Origin of the sequence: Paenibacillus stellifer (assembly GCF_000758685.1) — a bacterium.
Lineage (GTDB): Bacteria > Bacillota > Bacilli > Paenibacillales > Paenibacillaceae > Paenibacillus_AQ > Paenibacillus_AQ stellifer.
In genome coordinates this window covers 3,096,782-3,119,972 of record NZ_CP009286.1, presented here as the reverse complement: position 1 = coordinate 3,119,972, position 23,191 = coordinate 3,096,782, and the positions used below count along the sequence as shown (strand labels likewise).

Annotated in this window: 20 protein-coding genes and 1 pseudogene; 13 read left to right on the top strand and 8 right to left on the bottom strand. The window is 53.2% G+C overall.

The window, feature by feature from the left end; all coding sequences use genetic code 11:
* The first annotated feature begins 141 nt into the window (after positions 1-141).
* The 4 genes and pseudogenes from PSTEL_RS14385 (at position 142) to PSTEL_RS14370 (ending at position 4,673) form a co-directional block, all read left to right on the top strand.
* Positions 142-2,385 carry a U32 family peptidase gene (locus tag PSTEL_RS14385; protein WP_038696286.1) on the top strand — a complete coding sequence of 748 codons (2,244 nt, stop codon included), beginning with the start codon at positions 142-144 and terminating at the stop codon, positions 2,383-2,385.
* Positions 2,386-2,399: 14 nt separating this feature from the next.
* A pseudogene (locus tag PSTEL_RS14380) lies at positions 2,400-2,852 on the top strand (ATP-binding cassette domain-containing protein); the annotation flags it as partial.
* Positions 2,853-2,919: 67 nt separating this feature from the next.
* Positions 2,920-4,017: an FtsW/RodA/SpoVE family cell cycle protein gene (locus tag PSTEL_RS14375; protein WP_169744580.1), complete on the top strand. Its 1,098-nt coding sequence runs from the start codon at positions 2,920-2,922 to the stop codon at positions 4,015-4,017.
* Between the two features lie 116 nt (positions 4,018-4,133).
* Positions 4,134-4,673, top strand: a complete 540-nt coding sequence (locus tag PSTEL_RS14370; RefSeq protein WP_038696280.1) for a hypothetical protein — start codon at positions 4,134-4,136, stop codon at positions 4,671-4,673.
* 99 nt (positions 4,674-4,772) lie between these two features.
* On the opposite strand, the gene PSTEL_RS14365 is transcribed toward PSTEL_RS14370, so the two are convergent.
* Positions 4,773-5,207: a DUF4395 domain-containing protein gene (locus PSTEL_RS14365; protein ID WP_038696278.1), complete on the bottom strand. Its 435-nt coding sequence runs from the start codon at positions 5,205-5,207 to the stop codon at positions 4,773-4,775.
* Between the two features lie 139 nt (positions 5,208-5,346).
* Here PSTEL_RS14365 and PSTEL_RS14360 point away from each other — a divergent pair, with 139 nt between their 5' ends.
* Entirely contained in the window at positions 5,347-5,931 is a 585-nt protein-coding gene (locus PSTEL_RS14360; RefSeq protein WP_038696276.1) for a TetR/AcrR family transcriptional regulator, read from the top strand.
* Positions 5,932-5,999: 68 nt separating this feature from the next.
* Complete coding sequence (locus PSTEL_RS14355; protein ID WP_038700958.1) at positions 6,000-7,451, top strand: DHA2 family efflux MFS transporter permease subunit; 1,452 nt, start codon at positions 6,000-6,002, stop codon at positions 7,449-7,451.
* A 138-nt stretch (positions 7,452-7,589) separates the two neighbouring features.
* Here the strand turns inward: PSTEL_RS14355 and PSTEL_RS14350 are convergent, their stop codons facing one another.
* Together PSTEL_RS14350 and PSTEL_RS14345 are read right to left on the bottom strand one after the other, a co-directional pair.
* Entirely contained in the window at positions 7,590-8,819 is a 1,230-nt protein-coding gene (locus PSTEL_RS14350; protein WP_038696274.1) for an aminopeptidase, read from the bottom strand.
* A gap of 18 nt (positions 8,820-8,837) precedes the next feature.
* On the bottom strand, positions 8,838-10,070 hold the full coding sequence (locus PSTEL_RS14345; RefSeq protein WP_038696272.1) for an aminopeptidase: 1,233 nt from the start codon (positions 10,068-10,070) through the stop codon (positions 8,838-8,840).
* Between the two features lie 182 nt (positions 10,071-10,252).
* On the opposite strand from PSTEL_RS14345, the gene PSTEL_RS14340 reads away from it, so the two are divergent.
* The gene (locus tag PSTEL_RS14340) at positions 10,253-10,519 is read left to right on the top strand and encodes a hypothetical protein (protein ID WP_038696270.1); all 267 of its coding nucleotides are present in this window, start codon (positions 10,253-10,255) and stop codon (positions 10,517-10,519) included.
* Between the two features lie 14 nt (positions 10,520-10,533).
* On the opposite strand, the gene PSTEL_RS14335 is transcribed toward PSTEL_RS14340, so the two are convergent.
* Positions 10,534-11,880, bottom strand: coding sequence for a TrkH family potassium uptake protein (locus PSTEL_RS14335; RefSeq protein WP_038696268.1), 1,347 nt, complete (start codon positions 11,878-11,880; stop codon positions 10,534-10,536).
* Positions 11,881-11,922: 42 nt separating this feature from the next.
* Between PSTEL_RS14335 and PSTEL_RS14330 the strand changes: the two genes are divergently transcribed.
* Positions 11,923-12,477, top strand: coding sequence for a GNAT family N-acetyltransferase (locus tag PSTEL_RS14330; protein WP_245624958.1), 555 nt, complete (start codon positions 11,923-11,925; stop codon positions 12,475-12,477).
* Between the two features lie 124 nt (positions 12,478-12,601).
* On the opposite strand, the gene PSTEL_RS14325 is transcribed toward PSTEL_RS14330, so the two are convergent.
* Positions 12,602-13,927: a hemolysin family protein gene (locus PSTEL_RS14325; RefSeq protein WP_038696266.1), complete on the bottom strand. Its 1,326-nt coding sequence runs from the start codon at positions 13,925-13,927 to the stop codon at positions 12,602-12,604.
* A 146-nt stretch (positions 13,928-14,073) separates the two neighbouring features.
* On the opposite strand from PSTEL_RS14325, the gene PSTEL_RS14320 reads away from it, so the two are divergent.
* Together PSTEL_RS14320 and PSTEL_RS14315 are read left to right on the top strand one after the other, a co-directional pair.
* Complete coding sequence (locus PSTEL_RS14320; RefSeq protein WP_038696264.1) at positions 14,074-14,838, top strand: DUF1836 domain-containing protein; 765 nt, start codon at positions 14,074-14,076, stop codon at positions 14,836-14,838.
* Between the two features lie 80 nt (positions 14,839-14,918).
* Positions 14,919-16,130 (top strand): MFS transporter, encoded by a 1,212-nt coding sequence (locus PSTEL_RS14315; RefSeq protein WP_038700955.1) that lies wholly within the window; start codon positions 14,919-14,921, stop codon positions 16,128-16,130.
* On the opposite strand, the gene PSTEL_RS27045 is transcribed toward PSTEL_RS14315, so the two are convergent.
* The 3 genes from PSTEL_RS27045 to PSTEL_RS28510 all read right to left on the bottom strand — a co-directional run bounded on the left by PSTEL_RS27045 (position 16,060) and on the right by PSTEL_RS28510 (position 17,564).
* Positions 16,060-16,632 (bottom strand): GNAT family N-acetyltransferase, encoded by a 573-nt coding sequence (locus tag PSTEL_RS27045; protein ID WP_084065091.1) that lies wholly within the window; start codon positions 16,630-16,632, stop codon positions 16,060-16,062. The two genes, PSTEL_RS14315 and PSTEL_RS27045, sit on opposite strands and share 71 nt — an antisense overlap.
* An 18-nt stretch (positions 16,633-16,650) precedes the next feature.
* The gene (locus tag PSTEL_RS28515) at positions 16,651-16,941 is read right to left on the bottom strand and encodes a hypothetical protein (protein ID WP_038696262.1); all 291 of its coding nucleotides are present in this window, start codon (positions 16,939-16,941) and stop codon (positions 16,651-16,653) included.
* Between the two features lie 266 nt (positions 16,942-17,207).
* Complete coding sequence (locus PSTEL_RS28510) at positions 17,208-17,564, bottom strand: hypothetical protein (protein WP_038696260.1); 357 nt, start codon at positions 17,562-17,564, stop codon at positions 17,208-17,210.
* Positions 17,565-17,710: 146 nt separating this feature from the next.
* Here PSTEL_RS28510 and PSTEL_RS14300 point away from each other — a divergent pair, with 146 nt between their 5' ends.
* Genes PSTEL_RS14300 through PSTEL_RS14290 form a run of 3 tightly spaced genes read left to right on the top strand, consistent with a single transcriptional unit; the run spans position 17,711 to position 23,160 of the window.
* Positions 17,711-19,636, top strand: coding sequence for a TerB N-terminal domain-containing protein (locus PSTEL_RS14300; protein WP_038696258.1), 1,926 nt, complete (start codon positions 17,711-17,713; stop codon positions 19,634-19,636).
* A 9-nt stretch (positions 19,637-19,645) separates the two neighbouring features.
* Positions 19,646-20,968, top strand: coding sequence for an ATP-binding protein (locus PSTEL_RS14295; protein ID WP_038696256.1), 1,323 nt, complete (start codon positions 19,646-19,648; stop codon positions 20,966-20,968).
* Positions 20,965-23,160: a DEAD/DEAH box helicase gene (locus PSTEL_RS14290; RefSeq protein ID WP_038696254.1), complete on the top strand. Its 2,196-nt coding sequence runs from the start codon at positions 20,965-20,967 to the stop codon at positions 23,158-23,160. The genes PSTEL_RS14295 and PSTEL_RS14290 overlap by 4 nt, the downstream gene beginning before the upstream one ends.
* The last annotated feature ends 31 nt before the right edge of the window (positions 23,161-23,191 follow it).

The following is a 23,191-nucleotide window of genomic DNA, read 5'->3' as shown; positions in this document are numbered from 1 at the left end:
TGAAGAGGGATTAGCCGCAATTTCGAAGAAGTATTTGTCAAAGGAAAATCGAGTTTTAGACTAGTTGAAAATCAATCGTAGTGAACCGTATCATAAACAGGGGCAACTTTTAAATCATTTATGGGTCATCAGGAGGAAAAAATGACTGAATTATTAGCTCCAGCAGGAAATATGGAAGCTTTAAAAGCTGCCATTTCGAATGGTTGTGATGCCATATACTTAGGAATGCAAAAATTTGGAGCACGTGCATACTCATCTAATTTTGATTTCGAATCGTTACAAGAGGCGGTTACGTATGCGCACCTGAGGAACGTTAAAATCTATGTTACCATGAATACCATCGTTTTCGAAAATGAAGTGGAAGAGATGAAAGAACAGATCCACGAATTAAATGAAATTGGTGTGGATGGCATTATCGTCCAGGACCTGGCCGCTTTCGATTATATCGTGAAGAACTTTCTTGATATGGAAGCCCATTGCTCCACTCAAATGGGAATAGACGATGTAGCCGGAACTTTATTGTTTAAAGAACTTGGTGCTAAACGAGTTGTTCTGTCCCGTGAGGTTGAGATTGAAAAAGTAAAAGAGATCAAACGAATAGCGGAAATCCCCTTGGAAATTTTCGTTCACGGTGCGTTATGTGTCTCTTATTCGGGGAACTGTCTAATGTCAGGATTAATTGGCTATCGATGCGGAAATCGCGGAAGATGTGTGGGTTCATGCCGCAAGGATTATGAACTAATGGATCTGACAACCGATGCTTCTCTGGGGAAGAACTTTATTCTATCGACCAAGGACTTAAACACCATCGATTACATCCAGGATTTAAAAGAAATCGATTCTTTAAAAATTGAAGGTCGAATGAAAGTGCCTACGTATGTTGCTAATGTTGTATCAAAATATCGCATGGCCTTGGATAATAAAATAACCGAAGAAGAGAAAGAAAATCTGAAAAAAACATTCAATCGAACATTCACCAAAGGCTATTTGTTCCACGAAGATAAGAAAAATATTACAAACATCCTAAGACCGAATAACTTTGGTTATGAAATTGGAATCATCAGCAGGATTGTTAAAGATAGGTATGAAATAACACTTACACGTCCATTAAATCAAAACGATACTATCCGAATAAGCCACAACAAGGAAGATGTTAATTTAACGGTTGTCAAACTGTACAATAAAGAGGGCGAATTAATCAACAAGGCAGATAATGTCTGCTATATCAAAATCCAAGAAACGCTATCTAAAGGAGATGTCGTCTATAAAACGAAGGATTATTTCTATTCCAAAGAATTAGAAGCATCACTGGAAAAAGAATTTAAGCGGTTTACCCTGGATATTAAAGTATATGCATGTCCAGATTCAAAGCTTTTCATCGATGCGGAGGGCTTAGGCTTTCATTATTTCTATGAAAGCGAGGAAATACTGGGCGAAGCCATTCATAATCCAACAACAAAAGACCAGGTAATCAAGCAATTTTCAAGATTACATGATACGATATTCGAGCTTCACCATGTCGATTATGAGGATTGCCATGCCTTTATTCCAGCTAAACTGTTGAATGCAGCAAGAAGAGATATTGTACAGGGCTTATATGACTTAAAGCTGAACAGCCGGGAGAAAAGAACCCAAGCTTTGAAAGTAAAGGAGAAAATAAGCTTTGCCGCTCAAAAACCATACCTTACGGCCTCTGTAACGACTAAGGAACAGTATGATGCTTGCGTGAGCTGTGGAATTAAGGAAATCTATTTTAATAACGTGGTTAGAAGAAATCAAAATCATTATAAGGAAAAAGAAGGGCAGCTCCTAATCGGAGGATATGGTGGAATTTATCACTACAGAGAAACGAATCCGTTTGTTACAGACTATTCACTAAATGTTGTTAATGCCACCAGTTGCTATGAATTATATAAATTAGGTGCAAAACGAGTCACTTTATCTTATGAATTGAATAAGAGCCAAATGGAAGATTTAAGGAATGCCTACTATGAAGAAAATGACGGCTATCCTTCGCTGGAAGTGATTGTATATGGCAAGGCTCCCTTGATGTTCACTAAATATTGTCCGATGAAAAAAATGAATCAATGCAGAGTTTGCAAAACGAAGAGCTACGCGTTAAAAGATGAGAACGGAACGTTCCCTATCCTTTCCCATGATGATTGTACAACGACTCTCCTTAATGGGAAGACGCTTAATCTTTTGGATGAGCTGCAAACCATCAAAGGAATCGAGGCATTCCGATTAAGCTTCACCGTTGAATCACAAGAGCAGGTTGTGAAAGTCATTCATCAGGCCTCAGGCAAATTGAATGGCTCAATGAATAATCCTGTCTTTAATCAGGAAACCGACACAAGAGGACATTTTAATAAAGAGATTTTGTAGGCAGCCAATCTCTAATCGTCACCACTATCGTTTTTACGCTTGAAGAGGGGCAACATTGCGCTTTTATCGGAACAAGCGGCAGCGGGAAAAGTACACTGATCGATATCCTGATCGATCCCGAAAGGTATTTGTTTGAGGGGAAGCTAGAGATAGATCCGACCTGCAAAATCGGGTATGTCAGTCAGTTCTCGCAAGTAGACAAGCCTGAAGAAACAACCGTTTTTGACTATATCGGGGAAGCCTATATCCAGATACAAGATGAGACCGCATCCATTTATGCTGAAATGGAAACCACATCGGACATGGATTCGCTGCTGGAAAAGCTTCAATTGGCTTTGGACGCATTCGCTTCAATAGGCGGCGATGATTTTGAAAGCAGCATGAACAAGAAACTAAATCTGGCAAACCTCATGAAGCTTAAAGATGTTAAGGTATCCGATCTGAGCGGTGGGGAATTCAAACTTATAGATGGGTGATCCCGTTGAAATCGGCAGAAACCTTAACCGGATTCATAAGCCGAGAGTTCATTGGGGCTTGCTGATTACAACCTTGCTGTTCTCAGGTATTGGTATTATAGGTATGTTCTCAGTAAGCCGGGCAGCAATCAGACCCGAGTTCAATAGTCCGCTTCATGCTATGGTGGGGAGTGCACATATTCATTTCATCATACCCGGACTATTGATTATGCTCATTATGATGCTGTTGGATTACCGCAAGCTGCGAAGCTTGTCATGGCCGTTCTACATCTGCACAATAGCGGGGATGATCCTAGTTAATTTATGCCCGCGCAGTGTTAACGGATCGCACAGATGGCTGACTCTGCCCATAGGCTCTGCCATTGATGTTGTGGGCTGGAGCCTGTACTTGCTTCCTGCATCGATCCTGGGAATCTGGCTATCAAACCTGAGTTTGTATCGTGGCAGAATCATCGTCAGGTGGCGGGACCTTCTGCTGATTGGTATCCCGATGTTTCTCTATGTCCGCAGTTATGCTATCCCGGAGCTCCTTATATTTCTTGCAGTCATCTTGATTCTGTACATATGGCTGACGGGCAAATGGGGCCTTCCAATAGCTCTTGGTCTGGTAGGGGTTGTGATCGGAGGTGCAGCTATTTGGCGATCAGAGTACTTGAGCATGCGCGTGATATCAACGCTAAATCCGGAGCGGTTCGCAGACGGTGCAGGTTATATGATGATACAAATGAGAGAGGCATTGGCCACTGCTGGCTGGCGTGGTCATGGGTTCGGAGTGCTGCTTCCTGATCTGCCTTTATTGTATAGTGACATGCTGCTGCCCTATTTGATCTACTGCTTCGGCTGGTCGGTGGGACTTCTTCTTGCCGCTGTTATGCTCGGCTTTCTGCTTCAGGCAATAAAGGCCTGGAAGTCGGTACGCGATCCTTACGGAAGAGCGCTTCTAGCAGGCCTATCTCTGACAATTATCTTGCAGCTGCTGTACGGACTGGCCAAATTATCCGGCTACCTTATACTGGTCAATCTTCCTGTTCCATTTATAAGCTACGGGGGAAGCCACTTGCTGATCGAATATGCCGCCTTGGGCATCATTCTGAGTGTGTTCCGGAGAAAAGATATGATTCCGGGTCTGAACGGGCATAGGGAAGCGGAAATGTAAGGAGTGGTGCATGGGTGACTGATCTTGCTTTTTGCTTCCTGCGGTCATACAAGGTATGATATGGATGCCCGAAAGACAAAGGCGAACACCGAAATCGAACCCGGGAGGAACGACCAATGGGACGCAATATTCAGCATATGCCTTATGGCTATGAGCCGTCTGCGCCCGAGCGCAAGGGAACGCTTATCGTGTACGATTCCTTTGAACGCACGACCGATGAAGAGCTGAACGCGGCCGCCGAGGCAGCGCGGGACATGAAATTCGCCAAGCTGGTGCTCTATCCGCTGCATGAGGAGACGGTACGCCGAATGTCGAAGGAGCCAGCCAGCTCGTACTATAAGCGGGAGGACCGGCTGCATGAGTGGAAAAGAGACTACGGCGCTTCCTACATTACCGTCGAGAATCTGGAGGGCAAGCGCAAAAAATACACGCCTATCGATTCTGCGCTGCGGCACTTGACCGAGCGTTATCCGGCGCCTCATTTTCTGTATTTGACTCCGGACATGGCTAACCAGTTCGCCTCATTCTCAACTTTCGAGGAGTGGATCAGGAAGATCCGGCTGCTGCTCTCCAAAGCGCCCCGCGAGATTCATCCCCGGCTGCAGAAATTCAGCCACCGCTGGTCTGTCGCCGGAGAGGAAGAAGAGAACGGCTGAGACCCAGCGCGCGGCCCTATGTGCGGCAAAAGACAAAAGCCCCTCACACTTGTCATAACGACTTGGTGCAGGGGCTTTTTCATGGGACTGGGACGGCTGTCAACGGGTGCTGCTCTGCTTGCGGCGGTAGGTGTACATTTTCCATTGATAATGAATGAAGCAGCCGATGCAGAAGCCCAGAATGGCGACGAATGCGGCCAAGGCCACTATAGCGGTGAAAATATAAGCAGCGGTCAGCCAGCCGGCGATATAGCTGATCAGCCCGGCAGCCAGGCACGCTACGGCGATTGTCTGGTTGAACTGCTGCTGTTCCTCGTCCTCCAGAATATATGCGGATCTGTCTTTTTTCAGGAATCGCGCAGACCACTTAATCACCGGGTTATACCGGAATATGAGCCCGAGCAGACCGGCTGCCAGAGGAACCGCAAGAATCCAGTACAACCCTGTGAACCAGGTTAGAAGAAGCGATAATACGATAACGGATTGGTTAACTCTAACGAGCGGCCGGGGAATACCTTTGCTTTCTTTAGCCACCTTAACCCACCTCTTTAGTTGGAATAACTCCATTATATATCCAGAACGTAATTGTGGAAAGAGTGGAGGTTGATTTTTATTTAAAATTGTGTTTAAAATATGTAGACCGATTGTTATAATGAGAGGGGCCGGAAGGTAAATGACCAACAAGCCGAATACGCGCGATGCCATCCTGGATACCGCATCCAAGCTTTTTTATTGTCAGGGCTATCACGCGACCGGTCTGAACCAGATTATCAAGGACAGCGAGTCACCCAAGGGGTCATTGTACTATTACTTTCCGGACGGAAAGGAGGAGCTGGCGCTTGCCTGTATCAATCGAACAAGCGAGAACATGTCCCGGGATTTGCGGTGCTACATGGATAATGGCGGATCGGCCGGCGAGGCCGTAAGCGACCTGCTGCACGGGATCGCCCGGGAGGCGGAGAAGAGCGCCTATGAGGGACTGGTTCCGCTCAGCTTCTGGTTGGCGGTGGAAACCTCGGGAATCAGCGACCAGCTGCAGCAAGCCTGCCGCTCCGTATTCCTGGACTGGCAGAATGTGATCGGAGAGCGCCTTGTCCGCGACGGCTTTCAGGAAGAGGAAGCGGTCCGCAAGGCCTCGGCAACCGTTTCTCTGATTGAAGGCGCGCTGCTTCAGGCGCTGACCTGCAAGGAGGGAGGGCCGCTGCTCGCGGCTGCCCATGCCGCTGCTGAGTTGCTGAATCGCCCGGCAGAGAAATAGCCACAGAATAAAGAGATAGAGAAGAGAACAAACTTATTCCAGGAGGAAGATCGAAAGTGGGAGAAACCATGCAAGCTCAAGCTGTCAATCTGAAGAAAGTCAGGAAAATGCCGATCCTGATCTCGCTGCTCCTCAGCGGCTTCATCGGCATGTTCAGTGAAACAGCTCTTAATGTCGCGCTCAGCGACCTGATGAAAGTGCTCAATATTACGCCAAGCACCGCACAATGGCTGACTACCGTATATCTGCTTACCCTCGGTATTCTGGTGCCGATTTCGGGACTGCTGATTCAGCGGTTCACGACCAGACAATTGTTCATCGCTTCACTGTCTTTCTCGATTATCGGAACGTTCATCGCAGCCATGGCGCCGAGCTTCGGCTTCCTGCTTGTGGCGCGCGTCGTTCAGGCCATGGGAACGGCACTGCTGCTCCCGTTGATGTTTAATACGATTCTGGTCCTGTTCCCGCCGGAAAAAAGAGGCGCGGCCATGGGCATGATCGGCCTCGTCATCATGGTTGCGCCTGCAACCGGCCCGACGATCGCGGGTCTTCTGATCGAGAACCTGAGCTGGCACTGGATCTTCTGGCTGTCGCTGCCGTTTCTCGTTATCGCGCTGATCTTCGGCATTCTGTTCATGCAGAATATTACGAAAGTAACGAAGCCGGCCATTGACTGGTTCTCCATCGTGCTGTCTTCAATCGGCTTCGGAGGCGTTGTGTACGGCTTCAGCAGCGCGGGCGAAGCAGACGGATGGAACAGCGTGAAGGTATGGATCGCCCTGGTTCTCGGGGTGGCGGGTCTGGCGCTGTTTGTGTGGCGCCAGCTGACGATGAAGCAGCCGCTTATGGATTTGCGGGCCTTCAAGTACCCGATGTTCGTGGTTGGACTCCTGATGGTGTTCATCTGCATGATGGTTATTCTGTCGTCCATGCTGATTCTGCCGCTGTATCTGCAGAACGGACAGGGGTACAGCGCATTTAAAGCGGGCCTGGTGCTGCTTCCCGGCGGCTTGGTAAATGGTCTCATGTCGCCTCTGATGGGCCGTCTGTTCGATAAATTCGGACCAAAATGGCTCGTCATCCCGGGCCTCGCCCTGACTGCGGCCGCGCTGTGGATGTTCTCGGACATCAACGCGGCTTCCACCGTAGCTTTTATCATCGTCCTGCACAGCCTGCTTATGATCGGCATCTCGATGGTCTTCATGCCGGCGCAGACCAACGGAATCAACCAGCTGCCGCAGGAACTGTATCCGCATGGCACGGCCATTATGAACACGCTCCAGCAGGTAGCGGGCGCCATCGGCACGGCGCTTGCGGTCAGCATCCTGACATCGGGTACGAAGAGCTATCTCAGCGGCGTCAAGAACCCGCAGGACCCGGTACAGGCGCTAGCAGGCTTCACCCATGGCGTTCAGAACGCCTTCATCTTCGCCATGGCGCTTGCCATTGCCGGATTTGTACTCGGCTTCTTCCTGAAGCGGGTCTCCATTCGCCATCCGCAGAGCGGCCCGATGCATTAATCGGGATGCACTTTAAAGTTTAACGTTTAATAAGAACGCAAAAAGAACACCCCTTATCAGCGGCTTGGATCGTCAGCGACGATCAGCCGTTAGATAAGGGGTGTTCTTGTGTGAAGACATGGCCGCTTGGAGACGGTTCTAGTCTGCCCAGCCGCCGCCAACGAAGATCGGCTCTACGCTGCCGTCCTCGGTAATGCCGTCGATGTTCATCTCGGGCGAGCCCATCATGAAGTCAACATGGATAAGGCTCTGGTTCATGCCGCGTTCCACAAGCTCTTCCTTGGTCATCGCCGTTCCGCCTTCCAGCGTGAACGGATAGGAGGCGCCGAGCGCCAGATGACAGGATGCGTTCTCGTCGAACAAGGTGGTGAAGAACAGAATGCCGCTCTCCGAAATCGGGGAGCGATGGGGGACAAGGGCAACCTCACCCAAAGAACGTGCGCCTTCATCCATCGCGAACAGCTTCTCCAGCTGATCCTGGCCGATTTCGGCCGTATAGTCGGTAACCTTGCCGTCCTTGAAGGTCAGGGTGAAGCGGTCAATCACGTTCCCCGCATAGCTGAGCGGCTTCGTGCTGCTGACCGTCCCGTTCGTACCGTCGCGATGAGCGACCGTAAAGACTTCCTCCGTTGGAATGTTGGCGAGGAATGGAACACCGCGGCCGTTGACCGCACCGGCCTGGCACCAGATATGGCCTTCGGGAAGCTCCAGCGTAAGATCCGTTCCCGGTGCGGTATAGTGAAGCTTGCGGTATTTGCGCGCGTTGAGCCGGTCGCAGCGTCGCTTCAAGCCGTCCAGATGAAGCTGCCAAGCTTCAAGCGGGTCTTCCTGATCCGCCCGGACGGCGCGGAAGATCGCATCCCACAGGAGGCTAACCTGTTCATTCTCCGGAGCGTCCGGGAACACCTTGGCTGCCCATGAAGCCGAAGGGAAGGCGATGCCGCTCCAGCTGGCATGGTTGCCCATGAGCTGCTTGCGGTAACCAGCCATAGCTTTGGCTGTTACACGCTGATTGTTGGCGACCCGGGCGGGATCGACTCCCTTCAGCAGATCCGGATCGGCTGATATGATCGTTAGGAAGCAGGCGTTGTTCAGCGCCAGCTCTTCCATTTCCTCCGCGTGGCGTGTTGGAGGTTCGAGGAAGGACTCTTCCGGAGCCAGGTCGTAACGTGTTCTGGTCACGACTTCATCGTTCCAGTTAACCTTGACCAGAGTTGCTCCGGACTCGTATGCATTGCGGACAACGAGGCGTACCAGTTCGGCCGCAGCAATATCGGCATTGATCACCAGCTTTTGGCCGGGTTGAATGTTAACACCAATCTTGACGGCAAGCAGTGCGTAGTTCTCCAGTTTTTGCTTGAATTCCATAGCTTATGACCTCCTCCCTTAGAACGCCCAGTTTCCATTCACAAAGACTTGTTCTTCGGTTCCGTCAGCCGTAACGCCATAGATATTCATCTCGGACGAACCGATCATGAAGTCGACATGCGTCAGGCTGTCGTTAAGGCCGCGTTCCGCCAGTTCCTCTTTAGACATGCTCTTGCCGCCTTCAATACAGAAGGCATAGGCGCTGCCGATTGCGAGATGGTTGGAGGCATTCTCATCGAACAGCGTGTTGTAATACAAAATATTGGATTCCGAAATCGGGGATTGATGGGGAACCAAAGCGACCTCGCCCAGATATTTGGCGCCTTCGTCAAGTGAAATCAGCTGCTCCAGCGTTTCCTGTCCTTCCCGGGCCGTCACCGACACAATCCGTCCGTTCTCGAACGTCAGCGTGAAGCCGTCGATGACATTGCCGCCGTAACTGAGCGGCTTCGTACTGCTAACCTTGCCGTTGACGCCAGTCTTCAGCGGAGCGGTGAACACTTCTTCCGTCGGCATGTTGGCGACGAAGGTGTGGCCTTTGGCGTTGATGCTGTCGCCCTGTGCCCACACATGTCCTTCAGGCAGCTCGATCGTAAGGTCTGTGCCAGGAGCTATGTAATGAAGCTTCTTGTACTTCTTCGCGTTCAGCACCGCTGCTTTGGCTTCCAGCGTGTCCAGATGCTCCTGCCAGGCTGCAACCGGGTCCTCGCGGTCCAACCGCACGGTGTGGAAGATGGCTTCCCACAGCTTGTTTACGCGCTCTTCTGCCGGAACGTCCGGGAATACCTTGTCTGCCCATGCCTGGGAAGGAATAGCCACGATGCTCCAGCTGATTTTGTCGGACATAACGAACTCCCGGTATTTGCTTAGCGCCTTGCTCCGGGACTTCTGGTAGGCCGTTATCCGGGATTGCTCGATGCCCTTTAATGCGTCCGGGTCCTCAGCGATGACGGCAAGGACGGCGGCGCCGTTCTCCGCGAATTCAGTCAGCTCGCCGGCATACCAGACCGGTTCCTTCGTGAACACCTCCGGGTCAGCGTGTTCGAACAGCAGACGGGCAATTCCTTCGTCGCTCCAGTTGACCTTGACCTGGCTTGCGCCTGCTTCATAAGCCTTGGATGCGATGATGCGGACGAATTCCGCGGAGCCTGTGGGCGCATTGATGACCAATGCCTGGCCCGGCTGAATATTTACGCCGATTTTGACAGCCAGTTCGGCGTATTTGGAGAGTTTTGCGTTAAAATCGATCATACGAAATTTCCTCCGTTTGCTGGACTCTAAGTATTGTACTAAATTATTAACCGCCGGATGAAAAAAGTCAATTGGATTACTGGCGTAGGATTCGCAGGCGTTTCGGTGATATACTGAGTGCAGGGTGCTCTTTCCTTAGAAGAGACAAAGAGCCGTAACCATGGAAAGGATGGAAGCAGACAATGAGCGTCAGCATCAAAGAAGCGGCGATGCGCCGTGATGAGGAAGGCAGCTATGTAGGCAAAACCGTATTTGAGCTTGAGGGACATAAAGCTGGATACGAGATTAACTTTTTCAGCAAAAAGGGCAAGGATTGGGACTACTCGCTGAGCTTCGCGGATGAGCCCGGCAGCGAGGAGCTGTTCCTGGAGCTTGACGCCCGGCTTGAAGAAGATGACGAGCTGTTCGATCTGCTGCTTGACGCGGCTCTCGATGCGGAGCAGGCTTAGAGCCTGCCCCCGTTTTAACCGATCATGATTTGCCCTTCAGGATGCCGGTAGAGCTGCTTGTCCTTCTTCGGCCGGATCGCGTAAGCCAGGGTCAAGGGTCCTGTTCGTCCCACGAACATGAGGATGACGATGAGGATTTTGCCTGCCTCGGTCAATTCGGGTGTAAGACCCATCGTCAATCCGGATGTGCCGAAGGCCGATACGGCTTCAAACAGCACGGCAAGAAAATCAGCTTGTTCGGTAATGGACAGTAACATGGTAGCCGCAACGACCAGAAGCAGGGACAAGAGCGTCATCGTTATGGCGCGGTACACATTGTCTTTGGAAAGGCGGTTGCGGAACAGCACGACATCTTCTCTGCCCCGAATCCGGGAATAGACGGCGGCGAGCAGCAGGGCGAACGTCGTCACTTTGATGCCGCCGCCCGTGGAGCCCGGCGCCGCTCCGATGAACATCAGCACAATAATCAGGAACTGGCTGGATTCCCGAAGCGCCTGGATATCAAGCGTGGTCACGCCGCCTGAACGGGGCGTGAGTGCTTGCAGGAACGAGGCCATGATTTTACCGCCCGTATGCAGCGGTTTAAGCGAATGGTAGACCTCCAGCCAGAAGAAGAACAGCGCGCCAGCTCCGATCAGAAACGCCGAAGTCGTCAGGACTACCTTGGAATGCAGCGTCAGTCGTCTGCGTTTCGTAAAATCGACAAGATCGGACAGCACGATGAAGCCGATGCCTCCTAGGAAGATCAACAGCATGGCTGTAATATTGACGACAGGATCTTCCGCATATCGGGTAAGGCCGCTGAACGGGCCATGCACATCGCCGAACAGGTCGAAGCCTGCATTATTAAAGATGGAGATGCTGTGGAAGATGCCGTAGTACACGGCCTTTCCGGCGGACATGTCCTTCAGGAAGCGCAGCGCCAGCACAAGCGCGCCTGAAAGCTGGATAACGACCGAGTAGATAAGTACCCGGCGGATCAGGCGGACGATGCCCTGCATGGAGTTTTGGTTCATCGATTCCTGGAGCAGAAGTCTTTCTTTCAGTGAAATTTTCCGGTTCAGCACAAGCGTAATCAGCGTCGCCATCGTCACGAAGCCGAGTCCGCCCAACTGGAACAGCACCAGAAGAACGAGCTGTCCGAAGGTGGATAGACCGGTTCCGGTGTCGACTACGGCAAGTCCGGTCACGCAGGTCGCAGAGGTCGCCATGAACAACGCATCGATCCACGACATATGCCCCTCCTGAGAGGATATGGGCAGGGCGAGCAGGACCGTACCTATGGCGATCAGGATGATGAACCCGAGCGATAAAATTTTGGGAGGCGTCAGCCGAAGCCTCTTTAGCAGCAAATTGAACATGAAATGCGGCCTCCTTGACCGTTTCTGCAGGAAGGTGGTTATATGTACAAAATGAATCAGAATGAGACGTTGCACAATATCGAAATTACCATCCGCGAGCTTGTTCCCGAAGACGCCGACACGCTTCTTCAGCTCCAGCTGGCATTGGACCACGAGAGCTCGTACATGATGCTTGAGCCCGGTGAACGCCAGTCGGATGCGAATCGCACCCGGGAGATCATCGCCGGCTTCGCGGGCGATCCATACGGCCGCTCGATCCTGCTCGGCGCCGAGGCAGGAGGCGAATTGGCCGGGTATGTCTCGGCGAGAGGCGGCAACGCCAACCGGAACCGGCACAGCGCCTATCTGGTGCTGGGCGTACGGAATGACTTTCAGGGCCGGGGGATCGGAGGGGCTTTGCTCCGGAGGCTTGAGACCTGGGCTGCCGAGGCCGGTCTGGTCCGGCTGGAGCTAACCGTCATGACGCATAACGAGCGGGCTGTCAGCCTTTACCGAAAGCACGGGTTTGACATTGAAGGGACCAAGTTACGCTCGCTGCGCGTAGACGGCAATTGGGTGAATGAATACTATATGGGCAAAATCATCGCCGACACCTAGAATACATGTACATAACCCGTATTGGCAAGAATCTGAAGAATTTCCTGCCATAATCAAAAGGCCACCTGCTATAGGATGGCCTTTGATTATGCAGAAGCTTGGAGTCAAGCGATCAGCCCTGATATTAAGGCTGCGTGACTTCCGCACTTTCGCGCTCATTGTTTATATTCAGCTCGACTTCGACTCTGCGTACACGGTGCCGGTTCATTTCCCGGACGGTCAGCAGGGAATCGCCGTGTGCGATCTGTTTGCCGACGGCAGGCTCTTCCAGATGGCTGTACACCCAGCCGCCGATCGTGGTAATCTCATCATCTTCCAGATCGAGTCCGATAAGCTCCCGCACATCGGGGAGTGACACAGTTCCGTCCAGCAAGTAGCGGGTTTCTCCCAGCTTCTCGATGTTGCGGCGTTCGTCCTCGTCGAATTCGTCGCGGATTTCGCCGACAATTTCCTCAAGGATATCTTCGATCGTGATCAGGCCGGAAGTACCGCCATACTCGTCGAGCAGCAGGGCGATGTGCACCCGTTCACGCTGCATGCGGGTCAGCAGTGTCTTCACCGGCGTAACCTCGGAGACGGTAAGCACGGGATGAATCAGCTTCGCGAAGTCAAAATCCGTGTTGTTGTCATACTCCAGATACAGCTGCTTCGTATTGACCATACCGATAATATTGTCTTTGTTCTCCTGGGCAACCGGGAAGCGGGTATACTGCTCTCTGCGGATGATATCCAGATTCTCGCGGAGAGACAGGTTCGTGTAGAGACAGACCATATCGGTACGCGGCACCATGATATCGCGGGCCAGCATTTCGTCGAAGGCGAAGATCCGGTTAACATAGCCATACTCGGCCTTGTTGATTTTGCCGCTCTCATAGCTCTCGGACAGAATCAGACGAATCTCCTCTTCGGAGTGCGCTTCCTCATGCTCGCTTGCAGGCTTCATGCCGAAGAGACGGACCAGTATATTGGCGGAACCGTTAAGCAGCCAGATCAAAGGATACAGGATGCGGTAGAACCAGATAATCGGCTTGGCGGTGAGCAGACTGAATTCTTCAGCTTTATTGATGGCGGCGGTCTTCGGAGCAAGCTCCCCGATAACGACATGCAGGAATGTTGCGATGAAGAACGCCATTATGAACGAAATGACATGGCTTGCCTCGGAGCCGATGCCGGCCCAGTGGAAGAACGGATAGAGCAGCTCTTCAAAAGCGGGTTCCGCCAGAGCACCGATACCCAGCGCGGTAATCGTGATGCCCAGCTGGCAGGCGGATAAATATCCGTCCAGATTAGCGGCCACCTGCTGTACGGCTAATGCGTTCTTGCGTCCTTCCAGGACAAGCTGGCTGATCCGGCTTCCCCGAAGCCGCACCATGGCAAATTCCGTCGCCACAAAAAAAGCGGTTAACACAATCAAAATCGCCACCAACGTCAAACTGACTCCTATACCCATATAAATCGAACCATCCCTTTCCTTTGCAAAATAGGTTATACTGAATTATAAGTTCATATGAACTTATTTTACGAACTTTTTGGCCGGATTTCAAATGTCTGTTGTAAAAAGGCCGAAATCCGCCACCGGATAGGAGGTAAGACGGCTTGGAATCATTAACCTTGACCCGTGTGGAAATGTCTGCCCTTCTGCTTGCGCTTAGGGGAATGTCGGCTGAAACGCCGCTGCATATTTTTCAGGAAGCCTGGAGCCGGCATCACCGCCGTCATGCGGAGGAAGGGAACCCCTTGCAAGATTTGCGATCGACGGAGCTGCCGCCTATCGTACTTAAAATGATGAAAAAGGGAGACGCCAAAGGATTGTCACTTCAGGAAATCGCAGCTCTCGGCGCCCTTATCGAGTATTCCACAATATCCATTACCGCCATGCAGAATTGGGTTAAACGGGATTTCAAAGAATACCTGGGCGCTCCCCGGGAAGGGAAGAAGTACTCGATTAATCAAGCGGCTATGCTCTTTATGGTTGAGGACTTAAAATCGTCGCTGGACTTCCGCAGCATTTCCCGTTTGTTCCGGAAGCTATTCCTGAAGCCCGAGCGAGACGATGACGATCTACTGGAGCCGGTGAGGCTGTATAGCGCTTATGCCCAGCTCTTTGAAGAACACCGGCAGCTGACGGCCTCACCAGCCGGGGAACCGGCGCCTGAAGTCGAAGCAGCCTCTGACCGGCTGACCGGCGACGCGATGTCCGCAGCCGCCGAGAAGGCGGTCACGCAGCTCGTCCATTTGAACCGGAGACAACGGGAGACGGTGCGCAACACGCTGATTATCGCAGCAATATCGGTACAGGCCTGCTGCTTTCAAGCGCTGGCAAGACAGTACTTTCACGCCTCGCTTTTTCTGGATTTCTGACCGTACTTGGATTCGGAATGTAAGATTAGGGTCAAACGGGGTAAGATTATAACAAATAGAAGGGGGGATCAGGGATGGGGATGCAAGCCAATACATTGTTAAAAAGCCCGAAGCAGCGCAAGCTGCTGCTGAGCGCGGGCTTCAGCTGGATGTTCGATGCGATGGATGTCGGAATGATCTCCTTCGTCGTGGCGGCGCTGGCCAAGGAATGGAGCCTGTCTTCGGGACAGATCGGTCTCCTGACCAGCATCAATTCGCTCGGCATGGCGGCAGGAGCCGCTGCGGCGGGCATTCTGGCCGACAAATACGGCCGCAAAAATATTCTGCTCTGGACGCTGTTGATCTTCTCCGTAGCTACAGGGCTGTCGGCGCTTGCAGCGAGCTTCGCGATTTTGTGTGTACTGCGTTTTATCGCGGGCTTCGGACTTGGGGGAGAGCTTCCCGTAGCCTCAACTCTTGTCTCCGAGAGCGTGGAACCAAGGGAACGGGGAAGAGCTGTTGTGCTTCTGGAGAGCTTCTGGGCGTTAGGGTGGATCGTGTCCGCACTTATCGCATATTTCATCATTCCCGGATACGGGTGGCGCATTGCGCTGGTGATTGGGGCCGTACCGGTCTTATATGCCCTATATTTGCGGCGAGCGATCGATGATTCACCTAGATTTGAGGGCATCCGCAAGAAGCCCGTACCGCTTGGGGAACGGTTCGCAGCCGTCTGGTCTTCCGAACACCGGCGTTCCACGCTGATGCTGTGGATTCTGTGGTTTACCGTGATCTTCTCCTACTACGGCATCTTTCTGTGGCTGCCATCCGTTATGGTGATTAAAGGCTTCAGCCTGGTGCGCAGCTTCGAATATACGCTGATTATGACGCTGGCGCAGCTTCCGGGATATTTCACTGCCGCCTACTTCATTGAGAAATTCGGACGGAAATTCGTGCTTGTCGTGTATCTGGTCTTCACAGCCCTCAGCGCGGTGTGGTTCGGGTATGCCTCGACGGAGGGAACACTAATCGCCGCGGGCATCTGTCTCTCCTTCTTCAATCTGGGCGCATGGGGCGGCATGTATGCTTATACACCGGAACTATACCCTACCAGCGTGCGTTCTACGGGAGTGGGACTTGCTGCCTCCTTCGGCCGGATCGGGGGCATTATTGCACCGCTGCTTGTCGGCGTTCTGGTGGGGCGCTCGGTAGGCCTCCCGTCCATCTTCGTGTTGTTCTTCGTTACAATCCTGATCGGGGCGGCGGCGGTGCTGTTCCTGGGCCGGGAGACGAAGGGGATAGATTTGGACTAGAGGAGTTTAGAGTTCGATTAAGACTTTTGGTCAGAAATTGAACCTCAAAAGGCAGCGTGGCAAAAGTTCGGACATGCCTGCACCGGTAGCCAAGACGCTCATAAAAAGTTCTTAGTCCGGTAAATGCTGCGACAATGGAGAGAACAACCGATGTACAGCCAAGGGCAGACAAGCTTTTCTCTGCTTCGGTTATCAAATACTCGCCATACTTGCTGCCCCGGTATTCCGGCAAAACGGCGAGGTGTTCGATCGAGCCTTGGTTACCGGATGCACGGAGGCCAACGGTCCCGATAGCTTTTTCGCCGAGATATAACAGATTTACTTGAGTACCATTAATTCTGGAGCGTGCTGCCGGCTCATGCTCAAAAGCAACGTAATGGGGAAATTGTTCTTCGCTAATATCCAACATGACCGCCTGATCTTTAAAAGAGCGCTGGATTATTGAGGAGATGAGAAGGCTGTCCTCCGGGACGGCTTTTGCTATTTTCAGAAAACTTTCCAAATGCTCCCCTCTTGACTCTTAGATTGAATACAAACCGGACGCCTGCTTGCCAATCTTGTCCAGAACCGAGGCGCTTGAGCCGAACCGCCCCATTGCCTCGGCGTTCTGCCGCAAATCATGAAAGAGAATATAGGAGATGCTCTGGAACGGCTCTTGTCGAAAAACGGGTCTGGAGAGCTGGGCGAGGATTTCCTTCTCTCTTTTGCCGGGAGCGATCAAGTACAAGGCAGTAGCGGAAGATGGCAGTGACAGCGCCAAGTCCTGGAGTCTTAAAATACCCGAATAAATCGATGTGCTCTTCACTCTCATTGCAATCCGCAATCCATTCCTGATGTCTTTTGTTAATCGATTTGGCGGCAGCAGTCTCTAATTGATCCGTCAAAGGCTCAGAGCTAACACTGTTCTCCACCGGGATTCTCAAACTTCCGATTTCAAATAGCAGGCCGGCCAGGGCGCCAAGGTCATTGGACAATAGATCTCTGTGAAGTTCATTCCACTCCAGCATATGATCTCTCAGCTCCAAATAAGCAGGCAGGATGTTGGCGACAGCGGGGCCAAGGCCTTTGATTTTCCGGTTATCCAGACGGGCGATTTCCTGCAGGACGGCTTTGGCATTTCCGGCTGAGGCGCATTGCCTTAAGAATAGGCCGAAGGCCCGTTTGTTCTCTTCGTTCTCGTAGATATCGGGGATGCGCAGCTCCCTCGAACACCTGCTTCTGCTCGGCGATCGCCGTCACAACGGTCTCCAGCGGAGAGCCCTTGTAGTCGGAACCGAACATGCCGTGCTCGATAGCTTTGACGCCCCGGCTTACGCCGGATTTAATCGTCCGGAATGCTTTGAGTCTGTCCTCATTGTTAATAAACCAAGTGTTATAGACGGATTCGGGATCGGATTTATAAGCGAGAATGATAGATTGAAGATGAGTCTCCACGTATGATTCCTCCTTATGTGGGTCAGGCTTTCATTATAATCCGAATAAATGTTCGCCGAATAGGAAGCATGTTACACATTTCGATGCTATAATGAGAGGAACAAAACGGGCGGATATCAGCGTCCAGGTTGGAGCGGGATGAAGATATGAGCGATAACGGCAAGACGCGTTTCACTGAGCTCATCTGGGAAGGTGAAGAACAGAATATAGCGATTCCGTCTCGCGAAGAGGCACAGCTTGAGGAAGCCAGAAGATCGCGCGAAGAGGCCGGGCGGAACGAGCATACCGCGCATGAGCGGACACCGGCTGCCCGCCCTCCGGAGCAGCTGGTCCTCTGGGAAGCTGAGCTGCCAAGGGACGGCGGCCAGCGAACCAGCGCGGGCAGAACGGCCGGACGCGAAATGGCTGTGCCGCCGGCTGGTCAGGGAGGAGCCGGAAACGCAGTACGCAGAGGCTCTGCCTCCGGCGCAAGCGGGGGCGGAAGACAAGGTCGCCGGGCAGACTTCATAGAACAGCGATCTTCATTCCGCCCGGATGAAGGTCGTAAGGTGCAGCCGGAAGCGCCGGCGGCTTCCCGTCCGGCGACAACCGAGAGCCTCTTTGTGGAGAGAGCCAAGGAACTGGTGAGTTATACGGAGACTGCTGCCGAATTCATTAATTTCAAGAGCTATTGGCCGACTTATGGCCATATGACGGCAGCTCAGAGCAAATGGTATTTTTATTGGCGGAATGAAGTTAGACATGGACGATATCCGGAGACGGATTTATCGTATATTTTTCTCCATGTATATGAGCTGATTAACGGCGTAGGATGGGAGACGCCTCAGGACGGATATGAACAGCTGGGCGCCCTGTGGGAAGCTTACCGAAGCTCGTTCAAAAGGCTGGATCATTATTTGGGCGGTTGGATCGCTGATTTCGCGTTTGTCCACAAGCTGGACATCTCGCTGCGGGATATTGTGATGCGGGCCAAGGGATTGGGTGGCGATCTGGCTGAGCTGGAGCTTGTCCGCTGCCTGGGTTCTTCGCCGGAGCAGCTGACGCTGCCTGCCCTGGCGCTGATGTCGGACTATGATGTAACGAAATCCAAATTCTTTACCGGCACTGGTCAGGAAGCGCTAGAGCGTTATTTTCCCCTTGTTGTTGCGCTGGTTGACGGCTATGCCCTCCGGAAGCATGGACAGAAGCTGCTTGACATGTATCCGCCCAGCCCGCCTGTCGTGCGCGAACGCTATTTGTTCCGAAGCGCGGTCTATGACATTTCACTGTACGGATATTCGGTGCTTGTGCCGGTTGCGCGGATCAGCAAATCCCCGCCGCTGCGCAGCCTGATTACGCGTCTTCTCCGCCTGACGGAGAACAAGCTGCGGGCGCTGATGGATTACCGGGGGCGGCTGAAAGGGATCAGCATCGACAAGGAAATTGAGGAACTGGTGGAGAAGTTTCTGGAGAGAGAGTTCCGGAAGGCGGAGAAGGAAGCCAGATCTGCGGAAATTGTGATCGACAGGGAGAGACTGCACCAGCTTCGTTCCGACTCGGACGTTGTCCGGCAGCTGCTGACAATTGATGAACAAAATGAGCCGGGACAAGAGACGTTCGATTCTACGGAAATTGAAGAGACAAACGAAGCTACAGCAGAAACAATTGAAACGACAACCGAAGCGTCAGCACCAGCAGAACCAATTGAACCAACAATCGGAATGAGCCCGATCGCTATGGCGCAGATGGAGGAAGAGACGGAACAAGCTCTGGATGAGCTTACCGAGAAATCGGAACATGCAGGACCTGCCGCTCCGGAAACACCGTCCTCGTCCACCTCAACAGCTCCTGCCAGCCAATGGGAGAACTTAGCCGATGCCCTGACTTCGTTTCAGCGGGAGGCGCTGCTTGTTCTGGCCGGACCGGAAGGTATCGAGGGGCTGTACAAGCTGGCGGAAGCACGCGGCGAGCTGCCTGATCTGCTCATTGACGAAATTAACGAGACGGCGATGGATGTGCTGGGCGATCTGCTGATCGATGGCGATCAATTCTCGCCGGAATATATACTTGTGCTGCCATATTTGAAGAGGTGACATAAAGGCATGAATGAATGGAAAATACCGAAGAGAATGACCACCGCGCTTATCAACTCGCTGACGGCCGGTGTAGTGCCCCGAATCGGACTGGAGCATGTCGCGGTCGGACGGCGCGCGGAGATCGAAGCGATCTTAAGGGAACTGAACAATATCGCCGAGGGCGGAGCCGGATTCAAGCTGATTACAGGCCGATACGGCAGCGGCAAGAGCTTCCTGCTCCAGACGATCCGCAACTATGCGATGGATCGGGGATTTGCGGTCGCCGATGCTGATTTGTCGCCTGAACGCAGGCTGGTTGGGACCAAAGGCCAGGGGCTGGCTACTTATCGGGAGCTGCTCAGCCACTTGTCAACGCGAACCCGGCCGGACGGCGGAGCGCTGGAGACGATCTTGCAGAAATGGATATCGGGGCTTCAACAGAAGCTGATGCGCGAGCAGGGGATGGACCCGGGGCAGCCTGAGATGATCTCCGAGGTCGAGAAGGAAATCTTCGCCGTAACCTCGGAAATGAGAAGCCTGGTTCACGGTTTTGACTTCGCCAAGGTACTCGCCTCATACTGGAACGGCCATAAGCTGGGGAACGAGGATCTCAAGCAGGACGCCCTCCGCTGGCTGCGCGGCGAGTTCGCGACCCGTACGGAATCCCGGAATGCGCTGGGCGTGGGCGTCATTATCGATGACGACAACTGGTACGATTATATGAAGCTGTGGGCGGAATTTACCGCCGCCATCGGCTACAAGGGCTTGCTGCTGTTCATTGACGAAGGCGTTAATCTGTACAAAATTACCAACAGTGTGTCGAGGCAAAGCAATTATGAGAAGCTGCTCACCATGTTCAACGATACGATGCAGGGCAAGGCGGAGCATCTGGGCATCTTCATCGGCGGAACGCCGCAGTTCGTCGAGGACCACCGCAGAGGTCTCTTTAGCTATGAAGCACTGCGGTCCCGTCTAGCGGCAGGACGCTACGGGAACGCTGCGTCGAATAATTTCTCCGGACCGATCATTCCGCTGGAGATGCTGTCGTCCGAAGAGATTCTCGTCCTCCTTCAGAAGCTGCGGGATATTCACGCCATGCACTATGAGTATACGCCGCAGCTGACGGACGATCAGCTTCTTCACTTCATGCAGGAGGCTTCCTCGCGCCTTGGAGCGGACGAGCTGTTGACCCCCCGGGAGCTGGTCCGGGACTTTATGGATCTGCTGCATACGCTGCAAGGGAGTCCCGGGACAACGTTCGAAAGCCTTGTAGGTGAGCGGAAGCAGGCCGAAGGCGGGGAACAATCCGGGTCTTCTGTAGACGATCTGCTGGCGGAGTTCGAGCTATGAGCGATAACCCGTTCTACAAGCTGGCCCCATTTATCAAGGAATTCATCTACCGAAATAAATGGGAGACTCTGCGGGAGGCGCAGGTGGATGCCTGCCGGGTGCTGCTGGAATCGCCGGACCACCTGCTGATCGCCTCGGGAACCGCGTCGGGGAAGACGGAGGCGGCTTTTTTTCCTGCCTTGACCGATCTCCATGATCGTCCCTCGACTTCGGTCGGGATTCTGTATATTGCGCCGCTGAAGGCCTTGATCAATGACCAGTTCACCAGATTGAACGATTTGCTAGTGGAGGGCGGAATCCCGGTATGGCATTGGCACGGCGATGTGCCCCAGGCTGAGAAGATGAAGCTGATGCAGAAGCCGTCGGGCGTTCTGCAGATTACGCCTGAATCTTTGGAAGGCCTGCTGATGAACCGGCCGAATGCGATCCCGGCGCTGTTCGGCGACCTGCGCTTCGTCGTAATCGACGAGGTGCATGCCTTCATGGGCGCGGACCGGGGCATCCAGGTACTGAGCCTCTTAAGCCGAATCAACCGGATGGCGGGCTGCTCGCCAAGACGGATCGGGCTGTCGGCGACGCTCAGCGACTACAAGACCGCCATGAATTGGCTTGCCGCGGGCACCCGGGAACGGGTACAAGTCTCGGCTCCCCAGGGGGGCCGGAAGCTGCGGCTCAGCGTTGAGCATTTCTCGTTCCCGGATGCGCGGGATGAGAAGCAGGCGGAACAGCTGGACCTTGCCCGCAAGGCTTATTACGATTACATCTACGACCATACCCGGATGAAAAAAGCGCTCGTCTTCACGAACAGCCGGACTGACGCGGAGACCGCTATCCTGGAGATGCGCCGTATAGCGGCGAAGCGCCAGGATAAGGACGTCTTCCACGTCCATCACGGCAGCATCTCCTCCATGCTGCGGGAGGAGGCCGAGGCGGCTCTTCGCGAAGGCCCGGGTCCGGCCGTCACTGCCGCGACGCTGACGCTGGAGCTCGGCATCGATCTCGGCGCACTGGAGCGCGTCGTCCAGCTCGGAGCGCCCTACAGCTGCGCGAGCTTCGTGCAGCGGCTCGGGCGTTCCGGCCGCCGGGAAGGAGCGGCGGCCGAGATGATGTTCGTCACCCCGGAGGAGGAAGACGAGGAGGCGCAGCTACCCGCGCGCATGCCCTGGACCCTGCTCCGCGCGATCGCCGTCATCGAGCTGTATGCCCGCGAGAAATGGGTGGAGCCGCTTACCGTCCGGCAGATGCCGGTCGGCTTGCTGTACCATCAGACCATGAGCATCCTCAAGAGCATGGGCGAAGCCGATCCGGAGGATTTGAAGCATGCGGTTCTGACGCTTCCGTCATTCCGCTCCATTCCTGAAGGCCATTACGATGCCTTCATGGAGCATATGCTGTCGATGGGCCAAATCGAGCAAATGGAAGAAGGCGGCCTGATTGTCGGGCTGGCTGGCGAGAAGATTGTGAACAATTTCCGGTTTCTGGCTGTCTTCAAGGATGATGAAGAGCATGTCGTCTATAACGGCACTGAAGAAATCGGCTCGATCACGACCGTTCCGCCTCCTGGATACTGCTTCACCCTGGCCGGCAAGCTGTGGAAGGTGGAAGAGATCGACAACCGGCATAAGGCGATTTACGTCAAGTCTTCGCGCGGCAAGGTGGACACGCTCTGGGTCGGTGGGGGCGGGGAGATTCATACCCGCATCATGACCAAGATCCGCGAGATCCTGAACGATCAGACGATCTATCCGTATCTGGCGCCTAATGCGGCTGCCCGTCTCGAAAGAGCCCGCCGGCTGGCGCGGGAGAGCGGCCTGCTGCTGCGTTCCGTGCTCCCGGCAGGGGGAGATTCGCTGTTCATTATGCCTTGGGCGGGAAGCCGGACGTTCCGTACGCTGGAGAGGCTGTTGAAGCATAAATTGACAATACCGCTCGGTCTTCGTTCTGTTGTGCCCATGGAGCCGTATTACATGGTGGTCGCCGGCAAGGCGGATGCCGACTTGCTTGAATCAGCCATTCTGGACGAAGGCAATGGAGACTTGGACCCCTATGGCCTCTTGGCGCAGGGCGAGGCGCCTTATCTCGGCAAATATGACGAGTGGATTCCGCCGGACCTTCTGCGCAGCGCCTTTACGGTAGACGGGCTGGACGTTCCCGGGTTCAAGGAAATGACGAAGCGCTGGATGGAGGAATAGCTGTCATTTTCATCCGTTCTGTTGATGTAAT

Excerpts from the sequence above, each read along its gene's own strand:
- PSTEL_RS14385 (WP_038696286.1), top strand. The coding sequence starts at position 142 with ATGACTGAATTATTAGCTCCAGCAGGAAATATGGAAGCTTTAAAAGCT.
- PSTEL_RS14370 (WP_038696280.1), top strand. The coding sequence starts at position 4,134 with ATGGGACGCAATATTCAGCATATGCCTTATGGCTATGAGCCGTCTGCG.
- PSTEL_RS14360 (WP_038696276.1), top strand. The coding sequence starts at position 5,347 with ATGACCAACAAGCCGAATACGCGCGATGCCATCCTGGATACCGCATCC.
- PSTEL_RS14355 (WP_038700958.1), top strand. The coding sequence starts at position 6,000 with ATGCAAGCTCAAGCTGTCAATCTGAAGAAAGTCAGGAAAATGCCGATC.
- PSTEL_RS14350 (WP_038696274.1), bottom strand. The coding sequence starts at position 8,819 with ATGGAATTCAAGCAAAAACTGGAGAACTACGCACTGCTTGCCGTCAAG.
- PSTEL_RS14345 (WP_038696272.1), bottom strand. The coding sequence starts at position 10,070 with ATGATCGATTTTAACGCAAAACTCTCCAAATACGCCGAACTGGCTGTC.
- PSTEL_RS14340 (WP_038696270.1), top strand. The coding sequence starts at position 10,253 with ATGAGCGTCAGCATCAAAGAAGCGGCGATGCGCCGTGATGAGGAAGGC.
- PSTEL_RS14335 (WP_038696268.1), bottom strand. The coding sequence starts at position 11,880 with ATGTTCAATTTGCTGCTAAAGAGGCTTCGGCTGACGCCTCCCAAAATT.
- PSTEL_RS14330 (WP_245624958.1), top strand. The coding sequence starts at position 11,923 with ATGTACAAAATGAATCAGAATGAGACGTTGCACAATATCGAAATTACC.
- PSTEL_RS14325 (WP_038696266.1), bottom strand. The coding sequence starts at position 13,927 with ATGGGTATAGGAGTCAGTTTGACGTTGGTGGCGATTTTGATTGTGTTA.
- PSTEL_RS14315 (WP_038700955.1), top strand. The coding sequence starts at position 14,919 with ATGCAAGCCAATACATTGTTAAAAAGCCCGAAGCAGCGCAAGCTGCTG.
- PSTEL_RS28515 (WP_038696262.1), bottom strand. The coding sequence starts at position 16,941 with ATGAGAGTGAAGAGCACATCGATTTATTCGGGTATTTTAAGACTCCAG.
- PSTEL_RS14300 (WP_038696258.1), top strand. The coding sequence starts at position 17,711 with ATGAGCGATAACGGCAAGACGCGTTTCACTGAGCTCATCTGGGAAGGT.
- PSTEL_RS14295 (WP_038696256.1), top strand. The coding sequence starts at position 19,646 with ATGAATGAATGGAAAATACCGAAGAGAATGACCACCGCGCTTATCAAC.
- PSTEL_RS14290 (WP_038696254.1), top strand. The coding sequence starts at position 20,965 with ATGAGCGATAACCCGTTCTACAAGCTGGCCCCATTTATCAAGGAATTC.